This window comes from Ahrensia marina, from assembly GCF_042140245.1.
Lineage (GTDB): Bacteria > Pseudomonadota > Alphaproteobacteria > Rhizobiales > MH13 > MH13.
On sequence record NZ_CP159483.1, the window covers coordinates 3324963 to 3339740 of the forward strand.

A 14778-nucleotide genomic window follows, 5' to 3' on the forward strand; every position below is an offset into this window, starting at 1 on the left:
GCGCCGTTAGAGCGGCCAGAACACAAGGATGCTGGGCACAGCGACGGCTATCACGATCACTTCCAGCGCCAATCCCATGCGCCAATAGTCGCCAAACTGATAGCCGCCCGGCCCCATGATAATGGTGTTGTTCTTATGTCCGATGGGGGTCAGGAAGGCGCAGGAGGCGGCAACCGCCACACCCATCAAGAAGGGGTCTGGGCTGGCACCAATAGATTGCGCGACCGAAACGCCAATCGGTGCGGCGATCAGCGCTGTGGCGACGTTGTTCAAGAAGTCGCTCAGCGTCATGGTGACGACCATCAGAACCAGCAGGATGGCCCAAGCTGGCCACCCTTGCGTGCCGCCAACGATGCCATCGGCGATCAGTTGCGTGCCGCCGGATGCTTCCAGTGCCGCGGAGAGCGGAATGAGGGAGGCGAGCAGCACAATCACCTTCCACTCGATCATGGCGTAAAAGTCCTCGCCCCCCAGCAACCCCATCGCGATATAGGCGACCACACACGCGCCCAGGCCAATGGCAAGCGTTGTCACGCCCATCACCGCTAGCGCGATTGCGATTGCGAAAGCTGCGATGGCCGCAAAGGCTTTGCGGCGCTGGATCACATCGGTTTTGCGGTCAGCGATGGGATAGACGCCAAGCCAGGACGAAACCTGATCCATCCGATCATCCGGTCCGAGCAAAAGCAGCACATCGCCTGGTTTGATCGTCAGGCGGCGGACACGTTCGCGGAAGCGTTTGCCCTCACGCGAAACACCCAGAAGTGTCACACCATGGCGCGAGAGCAGACGCACATCCATTTCTGATCGGTTCACGATGCGCGCACCATCGGGCACGATGGCCTCTATCAAGGTCAGATTGTTGCCGCGCAGCCCGCCATGCTTTTCCGACCCTGCAAAGTCCAGCTCCGCTGCGCCCATGAACGCTTCGATGGATTTCGGATCACCTTCGAGGATGAGAAAATCGCCCTTGCGCACCTCTTGGGTGCGCGAAAAACCGGGCAACCGTTTGCCGCGTCGAACCAGACCAAGGATCTGCACGTCTTTCTCAACAGCCTCAGGATAGAGATCACGGACCATCTGGCCGATGGTTTTGGATTCTTCTTTCACCCGCGCTTCGGCGACGTAAAGCCCGGCATCATCTTCCAGCAACTGCGTGCCATCGCGCTTGGGGATCAGCCGCCAGCCGATCAGCGCCACGAACAGAATGCCAACAAAGGACACCACCAAGCCAACGGGCGTGAAATCGAACATGGAGAAGGCTTCGCCCAGCGCGTCCTGCCGGTATTGGGCAATCACGATGTTGGGCGGCGTGCCGATCAGCGTGATCATGCCACCCAAAATGGTGGCGAAAGAAAGCGGCATCAGCGTTAGAGAGACAGCACGCTTGGCCTTGCGCGCCACATCCATATCAAGCGTCATGAGCAGCGCCAGCGCAGCCACATTGTTGATGACGGCAGACAGTGCCGCGCCCGCCACAGCCATGATTGAGATGTGGGTGGGCAATGCCCTGTCCGGTGCGACGACAAAGCGGGCGATCAGTTCCACCGCGCCAGAGTTCACCAGACCGCGTGAAACAATCAGCACCAAGGCGATGATGACAACAGCCGGGTGACCAAAGCCCCCGAAGGCATCATAGGGCGCGACATAGCCCGCAAACACAGCAATCAAGAGCGCAGTGAATGCCACCAGATCATAGCGAACACGCCCCCAAACGAGAAACGCGAACAGCACGCCAAACAGCGCAAACAAAACAATTTGATCACCAGTCATGGCAAGCGGGATCGCATGCCGGGATGGCAAAGGAAAGGGCAGGTGTTCAGCTGGCGCTACTTGTAGTGGGCGCGCCGGTCGCCAAACTGGCGCACACGCTTGCGCCAGGCTTTGTAACTGCCGGTCTTCAGCGTGGTGCGCATCAAAGCTTTCACCTGCTTTTCACCGACGCCGTATTCCCGCTCAATGTCGGCAAAGCTGACATGATCGGAGAGCGCCATCTGCACGATCTCGCTGACATGGTCCGGCGGTAGGTTTTTGGGCACGCTCATCACCGCCCACATAGCGGCGCGCCTAACCCAGGCAAGGGCCGTTATTTGCCCTGCATTGCCAGCCTTGCGACCCGATCCAGCGATTGCAGGAATTGCGATCGATCTGCCTTTGAGAAGGGCCTGCCTCCGCCTTGATGGAACGGATCAGCGGCGCGGATATCCTGCATCAAATCCCGGGTCGCCAACCTTGGGCCGATGTTGGCAGCGTTCAGCTCCTGCCCATCATGTTGCAGCACATGCGCGCCGGCCTTCACGCACCGGTCGGCGAGTGGAATATCGCCGGTGATCACCACATCGCCTGATCCGCACTGCGCGGCAATCCATTGGTCGGCAACATCTGGACCCCCTGGTACGATGCGCAGCGAGATCAACGGATTGGTTGGCGGGCGAATGCCGCCATTGCAGACAAGCACCACTGGGATATCCAAGCGTGTCGCGACGCGCTCCACCTCGGCCTTCACCGGGCATGCGTCTGCATCAACATAAATGGTTGTCACGCGTCATCATCCTTCTTGGGTCGCATTGCCGTTTGTCGAGCGCACGAAGTCGGTGAATCGACACATGGCACGTGCATGTATGGTGCTTCCAGCCCTTAGCCAGACTGGTCTTCCTTCGCCACCATCTTGTCCAGCAACGTCTCCAACTGCTCAAGAGCCTCGGGGCCGAGTTTACGCTCAAATCTGGCGGAGAGATCGCGTTTGATGCGGTCAGCATCAGCCAGCGCCGCATGCCCTTTGTCCGTCAATTCAACCAAGCGGCCACGTTTGTCGTTGGGATCGACGCGACGCTGCAACACGTCCTGACGCTCCAGGCCATCCAGCATTTGTTGCAGTGCCTGCTTGGTCCACCCGTTACGACCCAACAGATCAGCTTGGCGACAACCAGCACGGGGAATGTGCCCGATGAGTGTCGCCCTGCCCTGCGTAAACCAGTCATGTCCTGCCGCATTCATCTCCGACACAAATGCGCTGAGCCATGCCTCGTAGGCTCGATGGAGACGGATGCCCAAATGCTCAAAAAGCGGCGCAGAATCTCTTTTAGTCAATATACTTGACTTTCTATTGGCCAACCGTCAGAGAGAGATAGTCAACTATCTTGACTATATCAATCCAATCGGAGTTTCCCATGGACGTTCTCTCTCAAGCAACACTGGCCGTCATCATGGTCGGTGCCACCCATTACGTCGATATAGGCGCACCGCAAGATGCAGTGATTTATTATGAAAGCGCCACGCAAGCGCACATGATTTTGCCCGATGGGGCGTCCTTTTCTGGCGATTGGCGCTTCACCGATGCAGGCTACCACGTGGCCTGGCAGGATGGCCCTGCCGGCGACTGGACGTTGAACTACGCGCCGGGTCGCATCGGTTATGTGAATGGCGAAGGTGAGGAACTGGGCACCATCACGCGCATCGTTTTTGGCAACAGTGAAAACTTGCCCGGTAGCTAACTCCACTCAGGCTGGTGGCGAGGTCGATGGCGCGGCTCCCCCAGCTGCGCCACCACTTGCTGCGTGACTTGTACGATCAAGCTTCGCCGCCACGTTGCGGCTAAGACTTGCTTGCAAGGTGCCAGCAATATCAGCGTTGCGCCTTAAGAAACTGCGCAAGCTTTCCACCTCAAAAGCGGTGTAGTGGGCCTGGTTGGTCACCACCACATCGGCGGTGGCAGGTCCACCATTCTGGAAGCTGATCTCACCCAAAAAATCGCCTTCGCCGCAGGCCCCAATCACTTGGCCATCGCGCTCCACCTGCACGGTGCCACGGGTCAAGATCACCAGTTCTTTGGGCTTTTGGCCTTGCTGAAACAGCACCGTTTCCGGCGCAGCTTCCTTGGCCGAACCAAGCGCCAACAGCTTGCGAATTTGCGCCATGTTGGCGCTGGGCATGATGGTATCGACCAGCACCTTCTCATCTTCGTTCAAGGCGCGGTGGCGCTGCTCGTAAGCCATGATCGCCAACTGCACGAGATTGGTGGCAACGAAGATCGCCTCCCACACCACGGTGACCGGATCGCCGAGCCAGAAGAAGCCATAAAGAAAAGAGGCGGTGCCCGCCGCGATCGCCACCACGCGTAACCACAGCATGGTGCGCATCATCATCGAAAGCACCAGCAACACGTAAGAGATGTGTCCGGCGGTTGTGCCCGGTGCGATAAGTTCAGCCCAGAAGGTGCCGTCTGTCAGGCTCAATGGGTTGGACGCTCCAACTGCGCCTTCAAGAGGTCCAAAGCGGCGGCCAGCTTTTCATCGACAATGTGCAGATAATCGGCCCAATCGCCATAGTGGCGCAGTTCCTCAGCGCCATCTGAGACCCCGCGCAACCCGCAAAAGGCCACCCCGAACGTTTGGCAGGCCCGGACGATGGAAAAGCTTTCCATGTCCACAAGATCGGCATCAATAGCGCTGTAGGCATCACCGGAGATGATGTCGGCACCTGTCGAGAGAGACGCGCTGGCCACACCGTCGATCATCGGGGTGAGAGGGATTGTCGCTGGTTGATCGAGGAACGGCGTCACGCCTTTCTCAAACCCCAAAGGGCTGGCGTCCATATCGCGGTAGCTCACTGATGTGATCTCATGCACGCTGCCCTGTTCCAGTTTGGCTGATCCGGCCGAGCCGAGTGAAACCACGAGATCGGGCAAGGGTTGAGCCGTGGCCAGTGCAGCCCCGATGCCGAGCGCCGCCTCCACCGGGCCAACGCCGACAATGAGCGGTGGGATACGCTTTTGCAGTTCGTCGCCATACTCTTGATCGGTGGCCATGGCGAACAAAATGCGGGTTTTGCCCCAGGTCAGGATAGGTGTTTCACTCATGCAGTTTCTCGCGTCAGACAGGCAATGAAGAAACCATCGGTGCCAGATGTGGCAGGCGTCAAGCGCACGCCCAGATCACCTGCTGCATGATCACCAACAGAGATCGACGGCAGATAGGCTGGCGTTTCATCGCGCCTTAGAGATTGAATCAGGTTTTGTGCATTAAGCGCTTTAAAATCAGTGTTTTGGCCCAGAAACTCAAGAAGTTGAGTCTCGTTCTCTTCGGCCAACAGTGAGCAGGTGATATAGGCTAGCCGACCACCAGGCTTCACGTACGCGCCAGCCTGTTTCAAAATCGTTTGCTGTTCCTGCATGCGGGTTTGGAGGGCGGTTTCTGACACACGCCATTTGGTGTCTGGATGGCGGCGCCAGGTGCCAGTGCCGGTACACGGAGCATCAACCACCACACAGTCCACACCCTGGGTGGTGATCTCATGGGATGCCAAGGCATCAGGGTCCACCACCTGAATGTTGTGGGCTTTGGATCGCTTGATGCGCGGCCAGATGTCCTTCATGCGACGGCGGTCAATGTCGTGGGCGAACACTTGGCCCTTGCCGCCCATGAACACAGACAAGGCTAGCGACTTGCCCCCTGCCCCTGCGCAAAGATCAAGCACCGTGCGGGGTTTGATCCCTGCGACCGCGAGCTCAGCGGCGAGCTGGGACCCGGCATCCTGAACCTCAACCCAGCCCTTTTGAAACGCTTCATCGGAGGTGATATGCGGCGCGCGCTGAAAACCGCTTGTGGCTGGAATGCGCCGAAGAAATGGAAACTCTGGATCGCGCAGGGGCTTGTGCCGGGCGAGGGCTTTGTCGACCCGTTCCGGTTTTGAGGTGAACGGGTTGAGCCGCAGATCGAGCGGTGCGCGTGCCGCCATAGCACCGACTTGTCTTGCGGTGTCTTCAGCGAACACACGCTCCAGCGAGGGACGCAGCCAGTCGGGGCAATCGAGGCAAATCTGGCCAGACGGAAGCGGACGGTCTGCCAAAACAGGCGGACGGTCCGCCAAACTGAGCGGACTATCATGCGGACTAAGGGTGGACTGAGGCAGACCGTCCGTTTCCCGTCCGCTCGAAAGGAGACTTTCGCGCTCTTTTTCGGTGAGCGGCGCGGGCGCATGCTGATCGCCCTCGAAGTCAGGCAAACCGTCCTCGCAATAGCCCGGCAGAAACACGGCGGTTGCCAGGATCGCGGCACGCGGGGAGTCATCCTCCATCACCGCGGCCAGGGACCGGCGGTGCCGCAGCGCATCGTGTACGAGATTGCCGATGGCGGCACGATCCCCCGACCCAGCAAATCGATGGGCGTTGCCCCAGTCTTTGAGAACCTGCGCGACAGGGCGCCGCTGCGCCTCCAGCGTTTCCAAAACCTCGATGGCAGCCGCCAGCCGCCCGGGCAGCCTCATCGTTAGAGGCCTGTGTTGTAGTTGGGGCTTTCGCGGGTGATCTGCACATCATGGGCATGGCTCTCGCGCAGCCCCGCGCCGGTGATCCGCACAAACCGGGCGTTCTCACGAAACTCCGGTAAGGTCGCGCCACCGACATAGCCCATGGCAGCACGGACACCGCCGGTGAGTTGGTGAAGCACGCCATCCACCGGCCCTTTGTAGGCCACCTGGCCTTCAATGCCCTCCGGTACCAGCTTCAATTCATTGGTGACTTCGGCTTGGAAGTAGCGATCTGCCGAGCCGCGCGCCATCGCGCCAACCGAGCCCATGCCGCGATAGGCTTTGTAAGAGCGGCCCTTGTGCAAATAGACCTCCCCAGGGCTTTCTTCGGTGCCTGCAAGGAGCGAACCGACCATCACGCAAGAGGCACCAGCGGCCAGGCCTTTGGCGATATCGCCGGACGATTTCACACCGCCATCGGCAATCACCGGAACATCGTCTTTGCTCGCTTCGTCAGCGGCTTCCATAACAGCCGATAGCTGAGGAACGCCAACGCCTGCGACCACCCGCGTGGTGCAGATGGAGCCCGGGCCAATCCCCACTTTGACGGCATCGGCACCGGCATCAATCAAAGCGCGCACCCCTTCGCGGGTGGCGACATTACCGGCGATGATCTGCACATGATTGGTTTGCTTTTTCACCCGCTCCACGGCGGTCAGAACCCGTTGCGAATGGCCATGAGCGGTGTCGACCACGATCACATCGACGCCGGCATCGACAAGCCGTTCCGTGCGCTCAAACCCATCCTCACCAACGGTTGTGGCGGCAGCCACGCGGAGCCGACCCTGCTCATCCTTGGCAGCGTTGGGGTGCAGTTTGGATTTCTCCATGTCTTTTACGGTGATGAGGCCCACACAGTGGTCCGCATCATCGACGACAAGGAGTTTTTCGATCCGGTTCTGGTGCAGCAAGCGCTTGGCTTCGTCTTGGCTGACGGTCTCTCGGACGGTGACCAGATTGTCGCGTGTCATCAGCTCATAGACCTTTTGGTCTGGATCAGAGGCAAAGCGCACATCGCGGTTGGTCAAGATGCCAACCAGGCGCCCTCCTCCAGGGCCGCCAATGCCGCCGCCCTCGGTGACGGGAATGCCGGAAATGCGATGATGCTTCATCAGCGCCAGCGCATCAGCAAGCGTTGCGTCTGGACCGATGGTGATCGGGTTCACCACCATACCGGATTCGAACTTTTTCACCTGGCGCACCTGCTCAGCCTGCGTTTCAGGATCAAGATTGCGGTGGATGGTTCCAATGCCGCCAGCCTGCGCCATCGCTATGGCGAGCCGCGCCTCGGTGACGGTGTCCATAGCCGAGGAAATGATCGGAATGTTCAGTGAAAGCTCACGCGTCAGCCGTGTGGTGACATTTGCCTCGCCAGGCAAAACCTGGCTGTGGCCGGGTAGCAGCAGCACATCATCGAAGGTTAAAGCGGTGCCGCCATGCAGCGGCTCAACGAGGTGCGCCATGCGTTTGTTCCGTCCGGTTCTGGTCCGCAAAAAACCGGTCGATACCCACGATTTGGCATGAGTCGCGCGCCGGTGATGACCCTTAACACGACAACCGTGACGGTCAAGCAACCCGGTGGAACGCGTTTAGTACGGGCTTTGTTTAAACCCCTTTGCCAACACATAAAGCTCCGGGCTTTCTTTGCGGCTGGCCGGCGGTTTGACATGCTGCACCGTCTCGAACGCGGCTTTGAGGTCCCGCAGGGCATCGCCCTCGGTGCCACCACGAAAGACTTTCGACAAAAAGGCGCCACCCGGTGCCAGGTTGCGATAGGCGAAGTCGGCCGCCAACTCGAACAGATAGGTGGTGCGCAGATGGTCAGTCTTGCGGTGGCCGGTGGTTTCGGCGGCCATATCTGAGAGCACCAGGTTCACTGGGCGGCCTTTCATCGCGGCCATCACCTTGTCGGGCGCATCATCGTCGGTGAAATCCTCTTCGAGCAGGATCACGCCGGGTATCGGGTCCATTGGTAGCTTGTCGATGCCGACGATGATGGGGTCTTCTTCCAGAGACCCGACGCGTTTGGCGGCGACTTGCGCCCAACCACCAGGAGCTGCGCCCAGATCAATCACGGTGGTGCCACGACGGAGCAGTTTGTGCTTGTCGTCGATCTCGATCAGCTTGAAAGCAGCCCGTGAACGCCAGCCCTGGCGCTTGGCTTCAGCCACGTACGGGTCGTTAAGCTGACGCTCCAGCCAGCGGGCCGAGGCATTGGTGCGCTTTTTGGCGGTTTTGACCTTTACGTGTAGGTCACCGCGAGGATTGGTGGACTTGACCATAGTGAGTAATCAGCTCTGCGCCCGTGCCCGCGCCGCTTGGGGCCGCTTGCCACGATACCGTCCACGCCGACCGTTGGCACCTTTAGGGTTGTTGCGATCGCGGCGCCAGACGCCATCTTGCGCCATCAGTTCCACCAGCATGCCTTCGCGCAGGCCACGGTCAGCCACCCGCAGACGTCCGCACGGCCACTCACGGCGGATGGCTTCAAAAATCGCGCAGCCAGCCAGCACCAGATCGGCACGGTCCGCGCCAATGCACGGGTTCGCGACACGCTCGTCAAACGTCATATCGATCAGCCGATCGGTCATGGCCGTTACATCATCAGCGCCCATCCAGGTCCCATCAACACGGCGGCGATCATAGCGTTCCAAACCCAAGTGTACCCCGGCCAGCGTCGTGACCGTACCGGAGGTGCCGAGCAGATGGACTTTACCACCCTGCACACATTGCGACATCATTTCGCGTGCCGCGAAGCGGGAAATCATCTGGCGCACTTCAGCGACCATCAGCTCAAAGATCGGGCGGTCGACATAGACACCACCAAAGCTCTCAGCCAACGTCACCACACCCACAGGCAGTGAGGTCCAAGCCCGAATGAAGCGGTGCATATGAGCGTGGAAACGCGGTTTGCCGCTGCGAAAATCCAAGAAGGCAAGCTCGGTGGACCCGCCACCAATATCAAACAGGATCACGCCATCAGCCTCGCGCTCAACCAGCGTGGCGCAGCCCGACACCGCAAGGCGGGCTTCGGTGCGGCGGTCGGCGATTTCCAGAGTCAGCCCGGTTTCCTTCTCCACCCGTTCGATGAAGGCCTCGCCGTTGGAAGCTTGGCGACAGGCTTCGGTGGCGATGAGGCGACGGCGCACCACATTGCGGCTTTCCATCTTAGAACGGCAAACCCGCAAGCCCTCTATGGCCTTGTCCATCGCTTCCTGGCTGAGTGCCCCGTGATGGGTCAGCCCAGCGCCCAAACGCACAATGCGGGAAAAACTATCGACCACGCGAAAGCCAGATCGGGTGGGCTCGGCGATCAGAAGGCGGCAATTGTTGGTGCCGAGATCAAGCGCGGCGTAGGCCGGGCGGTCTGAGGTGGGACGACCTGATGGATGGCGCTGATTGTGAGCGCGTGGATGTGTGCCGTGCTTGTGTGACGGGTGCTGCGAAGTGGGACGGTCAGGCACCGTTTGAGGTGCCATCTGAGCATCTGAAGCTCTCTTGTCAGAGGGTTTCGCCTCCGACCTACTGTCCATGCGGGCACCTGCTATCGCAGGCTGACCGCTTTTGGGTCCGCTCTCTTCCACGTTGCACCTGTCCGGCGGGTGATACGGCTGTTCCTGTTGGCCGCAGTCCCGCTTGCTTGCTTGCTTCGGGCTCAAAAAGCCGGTTTTTCGTAGCCAGCCTGCCCGTGTCACTTGCCCTTCACATTAGGGACGGAACATGAATGTGGCAACCGGAACGCCACGCTGGCGCAAGGGCCTCTTGTTTGGGGTGCTGGTCGTGCTACCTCAAAGGTCTTCTTGTTCCTCGCATCTCTACGCCAAAACTCTCCTCAAGGCCCTTCCATGTCTGATACTCATTCTACCGCGCACGCGGCTGCCGTTGAGCAAGCCGATGTGCTGATCCTTGGCGCCGGACAAGCAGGCTTTCAGGTGGCTGTAAGCCTGCGGCAGAAGAGGTTTGAGGGCACCATTGTGATGGTGGGCGATGAGACCTACCCACCCTATCACCGCCCGCCCCTGTCGAAGGCCGCACTGAAAGATGGGTTGAACGAAGCGACACTCTGGTATCGGCCGGATGCCTTCTACGAGACTCAGAAGATCGACACACGACTGGGCGTACGCGCAGAAAGCTTGGACCGTGGGGCCAAGCAAGTGAGATTGAGCGATGGCTCAGCGATTGGTTATGGCAGCCTGGTTCTCGCCACGGGCGCGCGGGCGCGGACCCTGCCCCCGGTGATGGGTGTGCCAGAGGACGCGATGTTCACGCTGCGCACGCTCGACGATGCCCATGCATTACAGCCGAAGCTGAAGCCCGGTGTGCACGTGGCAGTTGTTGGCGCGGGGTATATCGGGCTGGAAGTGGCCGCCAGCGCCCGCCAGTTGGGGTGCGAAGTGGCGGTGGTCGATCAGGCCGAACGGGCCATGCAGCGTACCGCTTCACCAACCATCTCTGCCCATTTCCAGAACCTTCATGTCGGTCACGGTGTGCGGTTTCAGCTTGCTGACACAGTGTCGGGCATGACTGATAGCCCTGATTTCCGCGCTCTGGTGTGCGGGTCAGGCGCCGAGCTGCCGTTTGATATTGTGGTGGCAGGGATCGGCGTGATCCCCAATGATGACCTGGCGCGCGAAGCTGGCCTTGCGGTGGAGGATGGCATCGTGGCTGACGCCCAAGGCCGCACCAGCGATCCTTCTGTTTTTGCCGCCGGAGACTGTGCCCGCCATGTGCATACAGGCTTTACAGAAAAAGTGCGTTTTGAAAGCGTGCAGAGCGCCATCGATCAGGGCAAAGTGGTGGCAGCTGCGATCATGGACCAAGAGGATCAGCATAGCGCGGTGCCTTGGTTCTGGTCGGACCAGTATGACGCCAAACTCCAAGTGGTCGGCATCCCAGGGGCCGAGTGCGCCGCGTTCATCAAGGGAGATCCGGCGAGCGGATCGTTCGCGGTTTATCACATGCGCGGCGACGATCCTGTGGCCGTTGAAGCAGTGAATGCACCGCACGACTTCGTGACAGCACGCAAGACCGTGGGCACCGATCGTCCGCTTGATGAGGACACGTTGGGCGCTCTGGAGCCGATCTCAAACTAGCGGTTACGCAGCCTTTTGCAGATCCTTGGCAGCCTGGCGCACCGCGTCGGCCACATCACTGAGCCGTTCGGCGAGCGGGCTGGTTTTTCGCCAGATCATGCCGATGGTGCGCGATGGCTGGGGACCTGCAAAACGCGCCACGCAAACCGGGGCCGAGCGGGTTTCCACCGGCACCGCCATCTGCGGGATCAACGTTACGCCGATGCCTGCGCCAACCATTTGCACCAGCGTGGATAGCGAGCTGCCATCCAGCCCATCGCGCGGCAGCATGGACTGTATGTTGCAAAAGGAAAGCGCCTGGTCGCGGAAGCAATGGCCCTCCTCCAGAAGCAGCAGACGTCTGTCACGCAGTCCCTCGCTGGTGGGCACAGGATCACCGGCCTCGCCTTGTGGGCGAACCAACAAGAAATCCTCTTCAAACAATGCCACTTCAGTGAAGGACCCTTCGGAGACAGGAAGCGCGACGATGGCAGTGTCAATGCGGCCCTCGCTGAGTTCCTGGATCAGGCGCGGCGTCATCGTTTCGCGCACATGAATGTCAAGCTCAGCATGGCTTTCGGCCAACCTGCCGATAAGGGTGGGCAGCAGATAAGGCGCGATGGTGGGGATGACGCCGATGCGCAAGCGCCCGGCAAGCTGATCACGGGAGGCACGAGCCAAATCGCCCAGCTCATCGACGGCGCGCAAAATCGCACTGGCCCGAAGCGCAAACTCTTCGCCGAACCCAGTAAGGCGCACCTCTCGAGCGCTGCGCTCAAAGAGTTTGGCGCCAAGCGTTTCCTCCAAGTCTTTGATCTGCATGGAAAGCGCAGGCTGTGAAATGGCCGATGCGCTGGCGGCACGCCCAAAATGGCCATGCTGGGCCAGCGCTTCGACATAGCGCAGCTGTTTGAGCGTCACATTGTTCATAACTTCTTCTTATCGAAGCAATCAGAAAATACAACTTCTTCTGATTGCTAGAACTTGCTACCACCATCGCACGCATCGGATGGTGAGTTTGGATTGCGCTTGATACGTCCAGCGCCCAAACACCCCACCGATGACACATCTGTGTCGCGCAACAGCGGCACTATGCGGACACAGCTTTTTGGACAAAGATCGGAGACTCCCATGGATGACGCAGCCCTAACCAATCTCGGCAAGTGCCCTGTGATGCATGGCGGGAACACCGCGATGGACAAGCCAGTGACCAAATGGTGGCCGGATGCGCTGAACCTCGACATTCTGCACCAGAAGGGCGCGCGCACTAATCCGATGGACCTGAACTACAACCATCGCGAAGCGGTGAAAGGCCTGGATTTTGAAGCCGTCAAAGCTGACGTCAAAGCGCTGATGACGGACGATCAGCCCTGGTGGCCGGCTGACTGGGGCCATTATGGTGGCCTGATGATCCGCCTGGCCTGGCACTCTGCTGGCTCTTATCGCATGGGCGATGGCCGCGGTGGCGCTGGCTCGGGCAATATCCGCTTTGCCCCGCTCAACTCTTGGCCGGACAATGCCAGCCTCGACAAGGCGCGCCGTCTGTTGTGGCCGGTGAAGAAGAAGTATGGCAACGCGCTTTCCTGGGCAGACCTGATTATCCTCGCCGGTAACATGGCGTACGAATCCATGGGCCTGAAAACCTTCGGCTTCGGCTTTGGCCGCGAGGACATTTGGGGTCCTGAAACTGATGTCTATTGGGGCGCAGAGAACGAATGGCTCGCCCCATCTGAAAACCGCTACGGCGATCTCGATGACACCGCGACATTGGAAAACCCGCTGGCCGCCGTCCACATGGGCCTCATCTATGTGAACCCGGAAGGCGTCAACGGCAATCCTGATCCAGCGCGCACCGCGCTGCACGTGCGCGAAACTTTCGCGCGCATGGCGATGAATGATGAGGAAACAGCGGCACTCACCTGCGGTGGCCACACGGTGGGCAAAGCGCATGGTCGCGGCGATGTGGACAATATCGGCGTTGAGCCGGAAGCTGCTGGCTTGGAAGCGCAAGGCTTTGGCTGGGCCAACCCTGGCCATAAGGGCAAGGCAACCAATGCCTTTACCTCCGGCATTGAGGGCGCCTGGACCAAAGAGCCCACCAAATGGGACATGGGCTATTTCGACTATCTGTTCGATTATGATTGGCAGCTAACGAAATCACCCGCTGGTGCCCATCAGTGGGAGCCGGTGAATATGCCGGAGAACGAAAAGCCAGTTGATCCCACCGATCCTTCGGTCCGTCACAACCCGATGATGACCGACGCCGATATGGCGATGAAGGTCGACCCGATCTACAACGCGATCTGCCAAAAGTTCCGCGCTGATCCAGACTATTTCGCCGACACGTTCGGTCGTGCCTGGTTCAAGCTGACCCACCGCGACATGGGTCCACGGGCCAATTATTACGGTCCAGATGTGCCAGCGGAAGACCTGATCTGGCAGGACCCAATTCCTGCAGGTTCCACCAGCTACGATGTGGATGCGGTCAAAGCGAAGATCGCGGCCAGCAGCCTCTCATCAGCTGAGCTGATCGCCACCGCTTGGGACAGTGCCCGCACCTTCCGTGGATCGGACAAGCGCGGCGGTGCAAACGGCGCGCGCATTCGCCTGGCCCCGCAGAAGGATTGGGAAGGCAATGAGCCTCAGCGCCTCGCCAAAGTTCTCGGCGTACTGGAACCGATTGCCGCTGAAACCGGCGCGTCCATCGCCGATGTTATCGTGCTTGCTGGCAATGTAGGGTTGGAACAGTCCATTAAAGCGGCTGGTCACAGTGTGTCGGTGCCCTTTGCGCCAGGCCGAGGCGATGCCACGGATGCGCAAACCGATGCGGACTCATTCAGCGTGCTGGAGCCACTGGCCGATGGTTTTCGCAACTGGGAGAAAACCGACTATGCGGTGAGCCCTGAAGAGATGATGCTCGACAAGGCACAGCTGCTTGGCCTCACAGCCCATGAAATGACGGTACTTTTGGGCGGCCTGCGCGTGCTTGGCACCAACCATGGCGGTTCAAAGCATGGCGTGTTCACCGACCGAGAGGGTCAGCTGACCACCGACTTTTTCGTCAACCTCACCGATATGGCGAACAGCTGGCACCCGGTGGACGACACCTATGAGATACGTGACCGGGCAACTGGCGCCGTCAAATGGACCGCCACAAGCGCGGACCTGGTGTTCGGGTCGAACTCGATCCTGCGCTCTTACGCTGAGGTCTATGCCCAGGACGACAATGCGGAGAAGTTCGTGCATGACTTCGTCGCCGCCTGGACCAAGGTGATGAACGCCGACCGGTTCGACCTGGCTGCCTAAACCGTCAAATCAGTTGAGGAATGAAGAAAACGCCGCGGGAAACCGCGGCGTTTTTTGGTTCAAGTCCCTCAACCTTCTTAGTGCTTGACGATAT

General features: G+C 59.7%; 14 protein-coding genes. 3 read left to right on the forward strand and 11 right to left on the reverse strand.

The window, feature by feature from the left end:
* Nucleotides 1-6: 6 nt before the first annotated feature.
* From ABWH92_RS16105 to ABWH92_RS16120, 4 genes are all read right to left on the reverse strand, one after another.
* Nucleotides 7-1773, reverse strand: a complete 1767-nt coding sequence (locus tag ABWH92_RS16105) for an SLC13 family permease (protein WP_375570085.1) — start codon at nucleotides 1771-1773, stop codon at nucleotides 7-9.
* A gap of 56 nt (nucleotides 1774-1829) precedes the next feature.
* Nucleotides 1830-2045: a DUF2805 domain-containing protein gene (locus ABWH92_RS16110; protein ID WP_375570087.1), complete on the reverse strand. Its 216-nt coding sequence runs from the start codon at nucleotides 2043-2045 to the stop codon at nucleotides 1830-1832.
* Nucleotides 2046-2086: 41 nt separating this feature from the next.
* Nucleotides 2087-2542 carry a YaiI/YqxD family protein gene (locus ABWH92_RS16115; RefSeq protein ID WP_375570089.1) on the reverse strand — a complete coding sequence of 152 codons (456 nt, stop codon included), beginning with the start codon at nucleotides 2540-2542 and terminating at the stop codon, nucleotides 2087-2089.
* Between the two features lie 95 nt (nucleotides 2543-2637).
* Nucleotides 2638-3090 carry a MarR family winged helix-turn-helix transcriptional regulator gene (locus ABWH92_RS16120; protein ID WP_375570091.1) on the reverse strand — a complete coding sequence of 151 codons (453 nt, stop codon included), beginning with the start codon at nucleotides 3088-3090 and terminating at the stop codon, nucleotides 2638-2640.
* 80 nt (nucleotides 3091-3170) lie between these two features.
* Between ABWH92_RS16120 and ABWH92_RS16125 the strand changes: the two genes are divergently transcribed.
* Nucleotides 3171-3494 carry a hypothetical protein gene (locus ABWH92_RS16125; RefSeq protein WP_375570093.1) on the forward strand — a complete coding sequence of 108 codons (324 nt, stop codon included), beginning with the start codon at nucleotides 3171-3173 and terminating at the stop codon, nucleotides 3492-3494.
* Nucleotides 3495-3500: 6 nt separating this feature from the next.
* On the opposite strand, the gene ABWH92_RS16130 is transcribed toward ABWH92_RS16125, so the two are convergent.
* The 6 genes from ABWH92_RS16130 to ABWH92_RS16155 all read right to left on the reverse strand — a co-directional run bounded on the left by ABWH92_RS16130 (nucleotide 3501) and on the right by ABWH92_RS16155 (nucleotide 9785).
* Nucleotides 3501-4235 carry a cyclic nucleotide-binding domain-containing protein gene (locus ABWH92_RS16130; protein ID WP_375570095.1) on the reverse strand — a complete coding sequence of 245 codons (735 nt, stop codon included), beginning with the start codon at nucleotides 4233-4235 and terminating at the stop codon, nucleotides 3501-3503.
* A complete protein-coding gene (locus ABWH92_RS16135; RefSeq protein ID WP_375570097.1) occupies nucleotides 4232-4858 on the reverse strand; it encodes a 5'-methylthioadenosine/S-adenosylhomocysteine nucleosidase in 627 nt (208 codons plus the stop codon). Before ABWH92_RS16135 ends, ABWH92_RS16130 begins: the two co-directional genes overlap by 4 nt.
* The gene (locus ABWH92_RS16140) at nucleotides 4855-6264 is read right to left on the reverse strand and encodes an RsmB/NOP family class I SAM-dependent RNA methyltransferase (protein WP_375570099.1); all 1410 of its coding nucleotides are present in this window, start codon (nucleotides 6262-6264) and stop codon (nucleotides 4855-4857) included. The genes ABWH92_RS16135 and ABWH92_RS16140 overlap by 4 nt, the downstream gene beginning before the upstream one ends.
* 2 nt (nucleotides 6265-6266) lie before the next feature.
* A complete protein-coding gene (gene guaB / locus ABWH92_RS16145; RefSeq protein ID WP_375570101.1) occupies nucleotides 6267-7769 on the reverse strand; it encodes an IMP dehydrogenase in 1503 nt (500 codons plus the stop codon).
* Between the two features lie 126 nt (nucleotides 7770-7895).
* Nucleotides 7896-8588, reverse strand: coding sequence for an RlmE family RNA methyltransferase (locus tag ABWH92_RS16150; protein WP_375570103.1), 693 nt, complete (start codon nucleotides 8586-8588; stop codon nucleotides 7896-7898).
* A 9-nt stretch (nucleotides 8589-8597) separates the two neighbouring features.
* Nucleotides 8598-9785, reverse strand: coding sequence for a Ppx/GppA phosphatase family protein (locus ABWH92_RS16155; RefSeq protein ID WP_375570105.1), 1188 nt, complete (start codon nucleotides 9783-9785; stop codon nucleotides 8598-8600).
* 366 nt (nucleotides 9786-10151) lie between these two features.
* Here ABWH92_RS16155 and ABWH92_RS16160 point away from each other — a divergent pair, with 366 nt between their 5' ends.
* Nucleotides 10152-11399 carry an NAD(P)/FAD-dependent oxidoreductase gene (locus tag ABWH92_RS16160; protein ID WP_375570107.1) on the forward strand — a complete coding sequence of 416 codons (1248 nt, stop codon included), beginning with the start codon at nucleotides 10152-10154 and terminating at the stop codon, nucleotides 11397-11399.
* Nucleotides 11400-11402: 3 nt separating this feature from the next.
* Here the strand turns inward: ABWH92_RS16160 and ABWH92_RS16165 are convergent, their stop codons facing one another.
* Nucleotides 11403-12308, reverse strand: a complete 906-nt coding sequence (locus ABWH92_RS16165; RefSeq protein WP_375570109.1) for a LysR substrate-binding domain-containing protein — start codon at nucleotides 12306-12308, stop codon at nucleotides 11403-11405.
* Between the two features lie 201 nt (nucleotides 12309-12509).
* On the opposite strand from ABWH92_RS16165, the gene katG reads away from it, so the two are divergent.
* Nucleotides 12510-14684: a catalase/peroxidase HPI gene (katG, locus tag ABWH92_RS16170; RefSeq protein WP_375570111.1), complete on the forward strand. Its 2175-nt coding sequence runs from the start codon at nucleotides 12510-12512 to the stop codon at nucleotides 14682-14684.
* Nucleotides 14685-14778 lie beyond the last annotated feature (94 nt).

What these genes read in the sequence shown, in the direction of transcription:
- ABWH92_RS16160 (WP_375570107.1), top strand. Translation starts at nt 10,152, where the DNA reads ATGTCTGATACTCATTCTACCGCGCACGCGGCTGCCGTTGAGCAAGCC.
- ABWH92_RS16105 (WP_375570085.1), bottom strand. Translation starts at nt 1,773, where the DNA reads ATGACTGGTGATCAAATTGTTTTGTTTGCGCTGTTTGGCGTGCTGTTC.
- ABWH92_RS16155 (WP_375570105.1), bottom strand. Translation starts at nt 9,785, where the DNA reads ATGGCACCTCAAACGGTGCCTGACCGTCCCACTTCGCAGCACCCGTCA.
- ABWH92_RS16150 (WP_375570103.1), bottom strand. Translation starts at nt 8,588, where the DNA reads ATGGTCAAGTCCACCAATCCTCGCGGTGACCTACACGTAAAGGTCAAA.
- ABWH92_RS16110 (WP_375570087.1), bottom strand. Translation starts at nt 2,045, where the DNA reads ATGAGCGTGCCCAAAAACCTACCGCCGGACCATGTCAGCGAGATCGTG.
- ABWH92_RS16140 (WP_375570099.1), bottom strand. Translation starts at nt 6,264, where the DNA reads ATGAGGCTGCCCGGGCGGCTGGCGGCTGCCATCGAGGTTTTGGAAACG.
- ABWH92_RS16165 (WP_375570109.1), bottom strand. Translation starts at nt 12,308, where the DNA reads ATGAACAATGTGACGCTCAAACAGCTGCGCTATGTCGAAGCGCTGGCC.
- katG (WP_375570111.1), top strand. Translation starts at nt 12,510, where the DNA reads ATGGATGACGCAGCCCTAACCAATCTCGGCAAGTGCCCTGTGATGCAT.
- guaB (WP_375570101.1), bottom strand. Translation starts at nt 7,769, where the DNA reads ATGGCGCACCTCGTTGAGCCGCTGCATGGCGGCACCGCTTTAACCTTC.
- ABWH92_RS16135 (WP_375570097.1), bottom strand. Translation starts at nt 4,858, where the DNA reads ATGAGTGAAACACCTATCCTGACCTGGGGCAAAACCCGCATTTTGTTC.
- ABWH92_RS16125 (WP_375570093.1), top strand. Translation starts at nt 3,171, where the DNA reads ATGGACGTTCTCTCTCAAGCAACACTGGCCGTCATCATGGTCGGTGCC.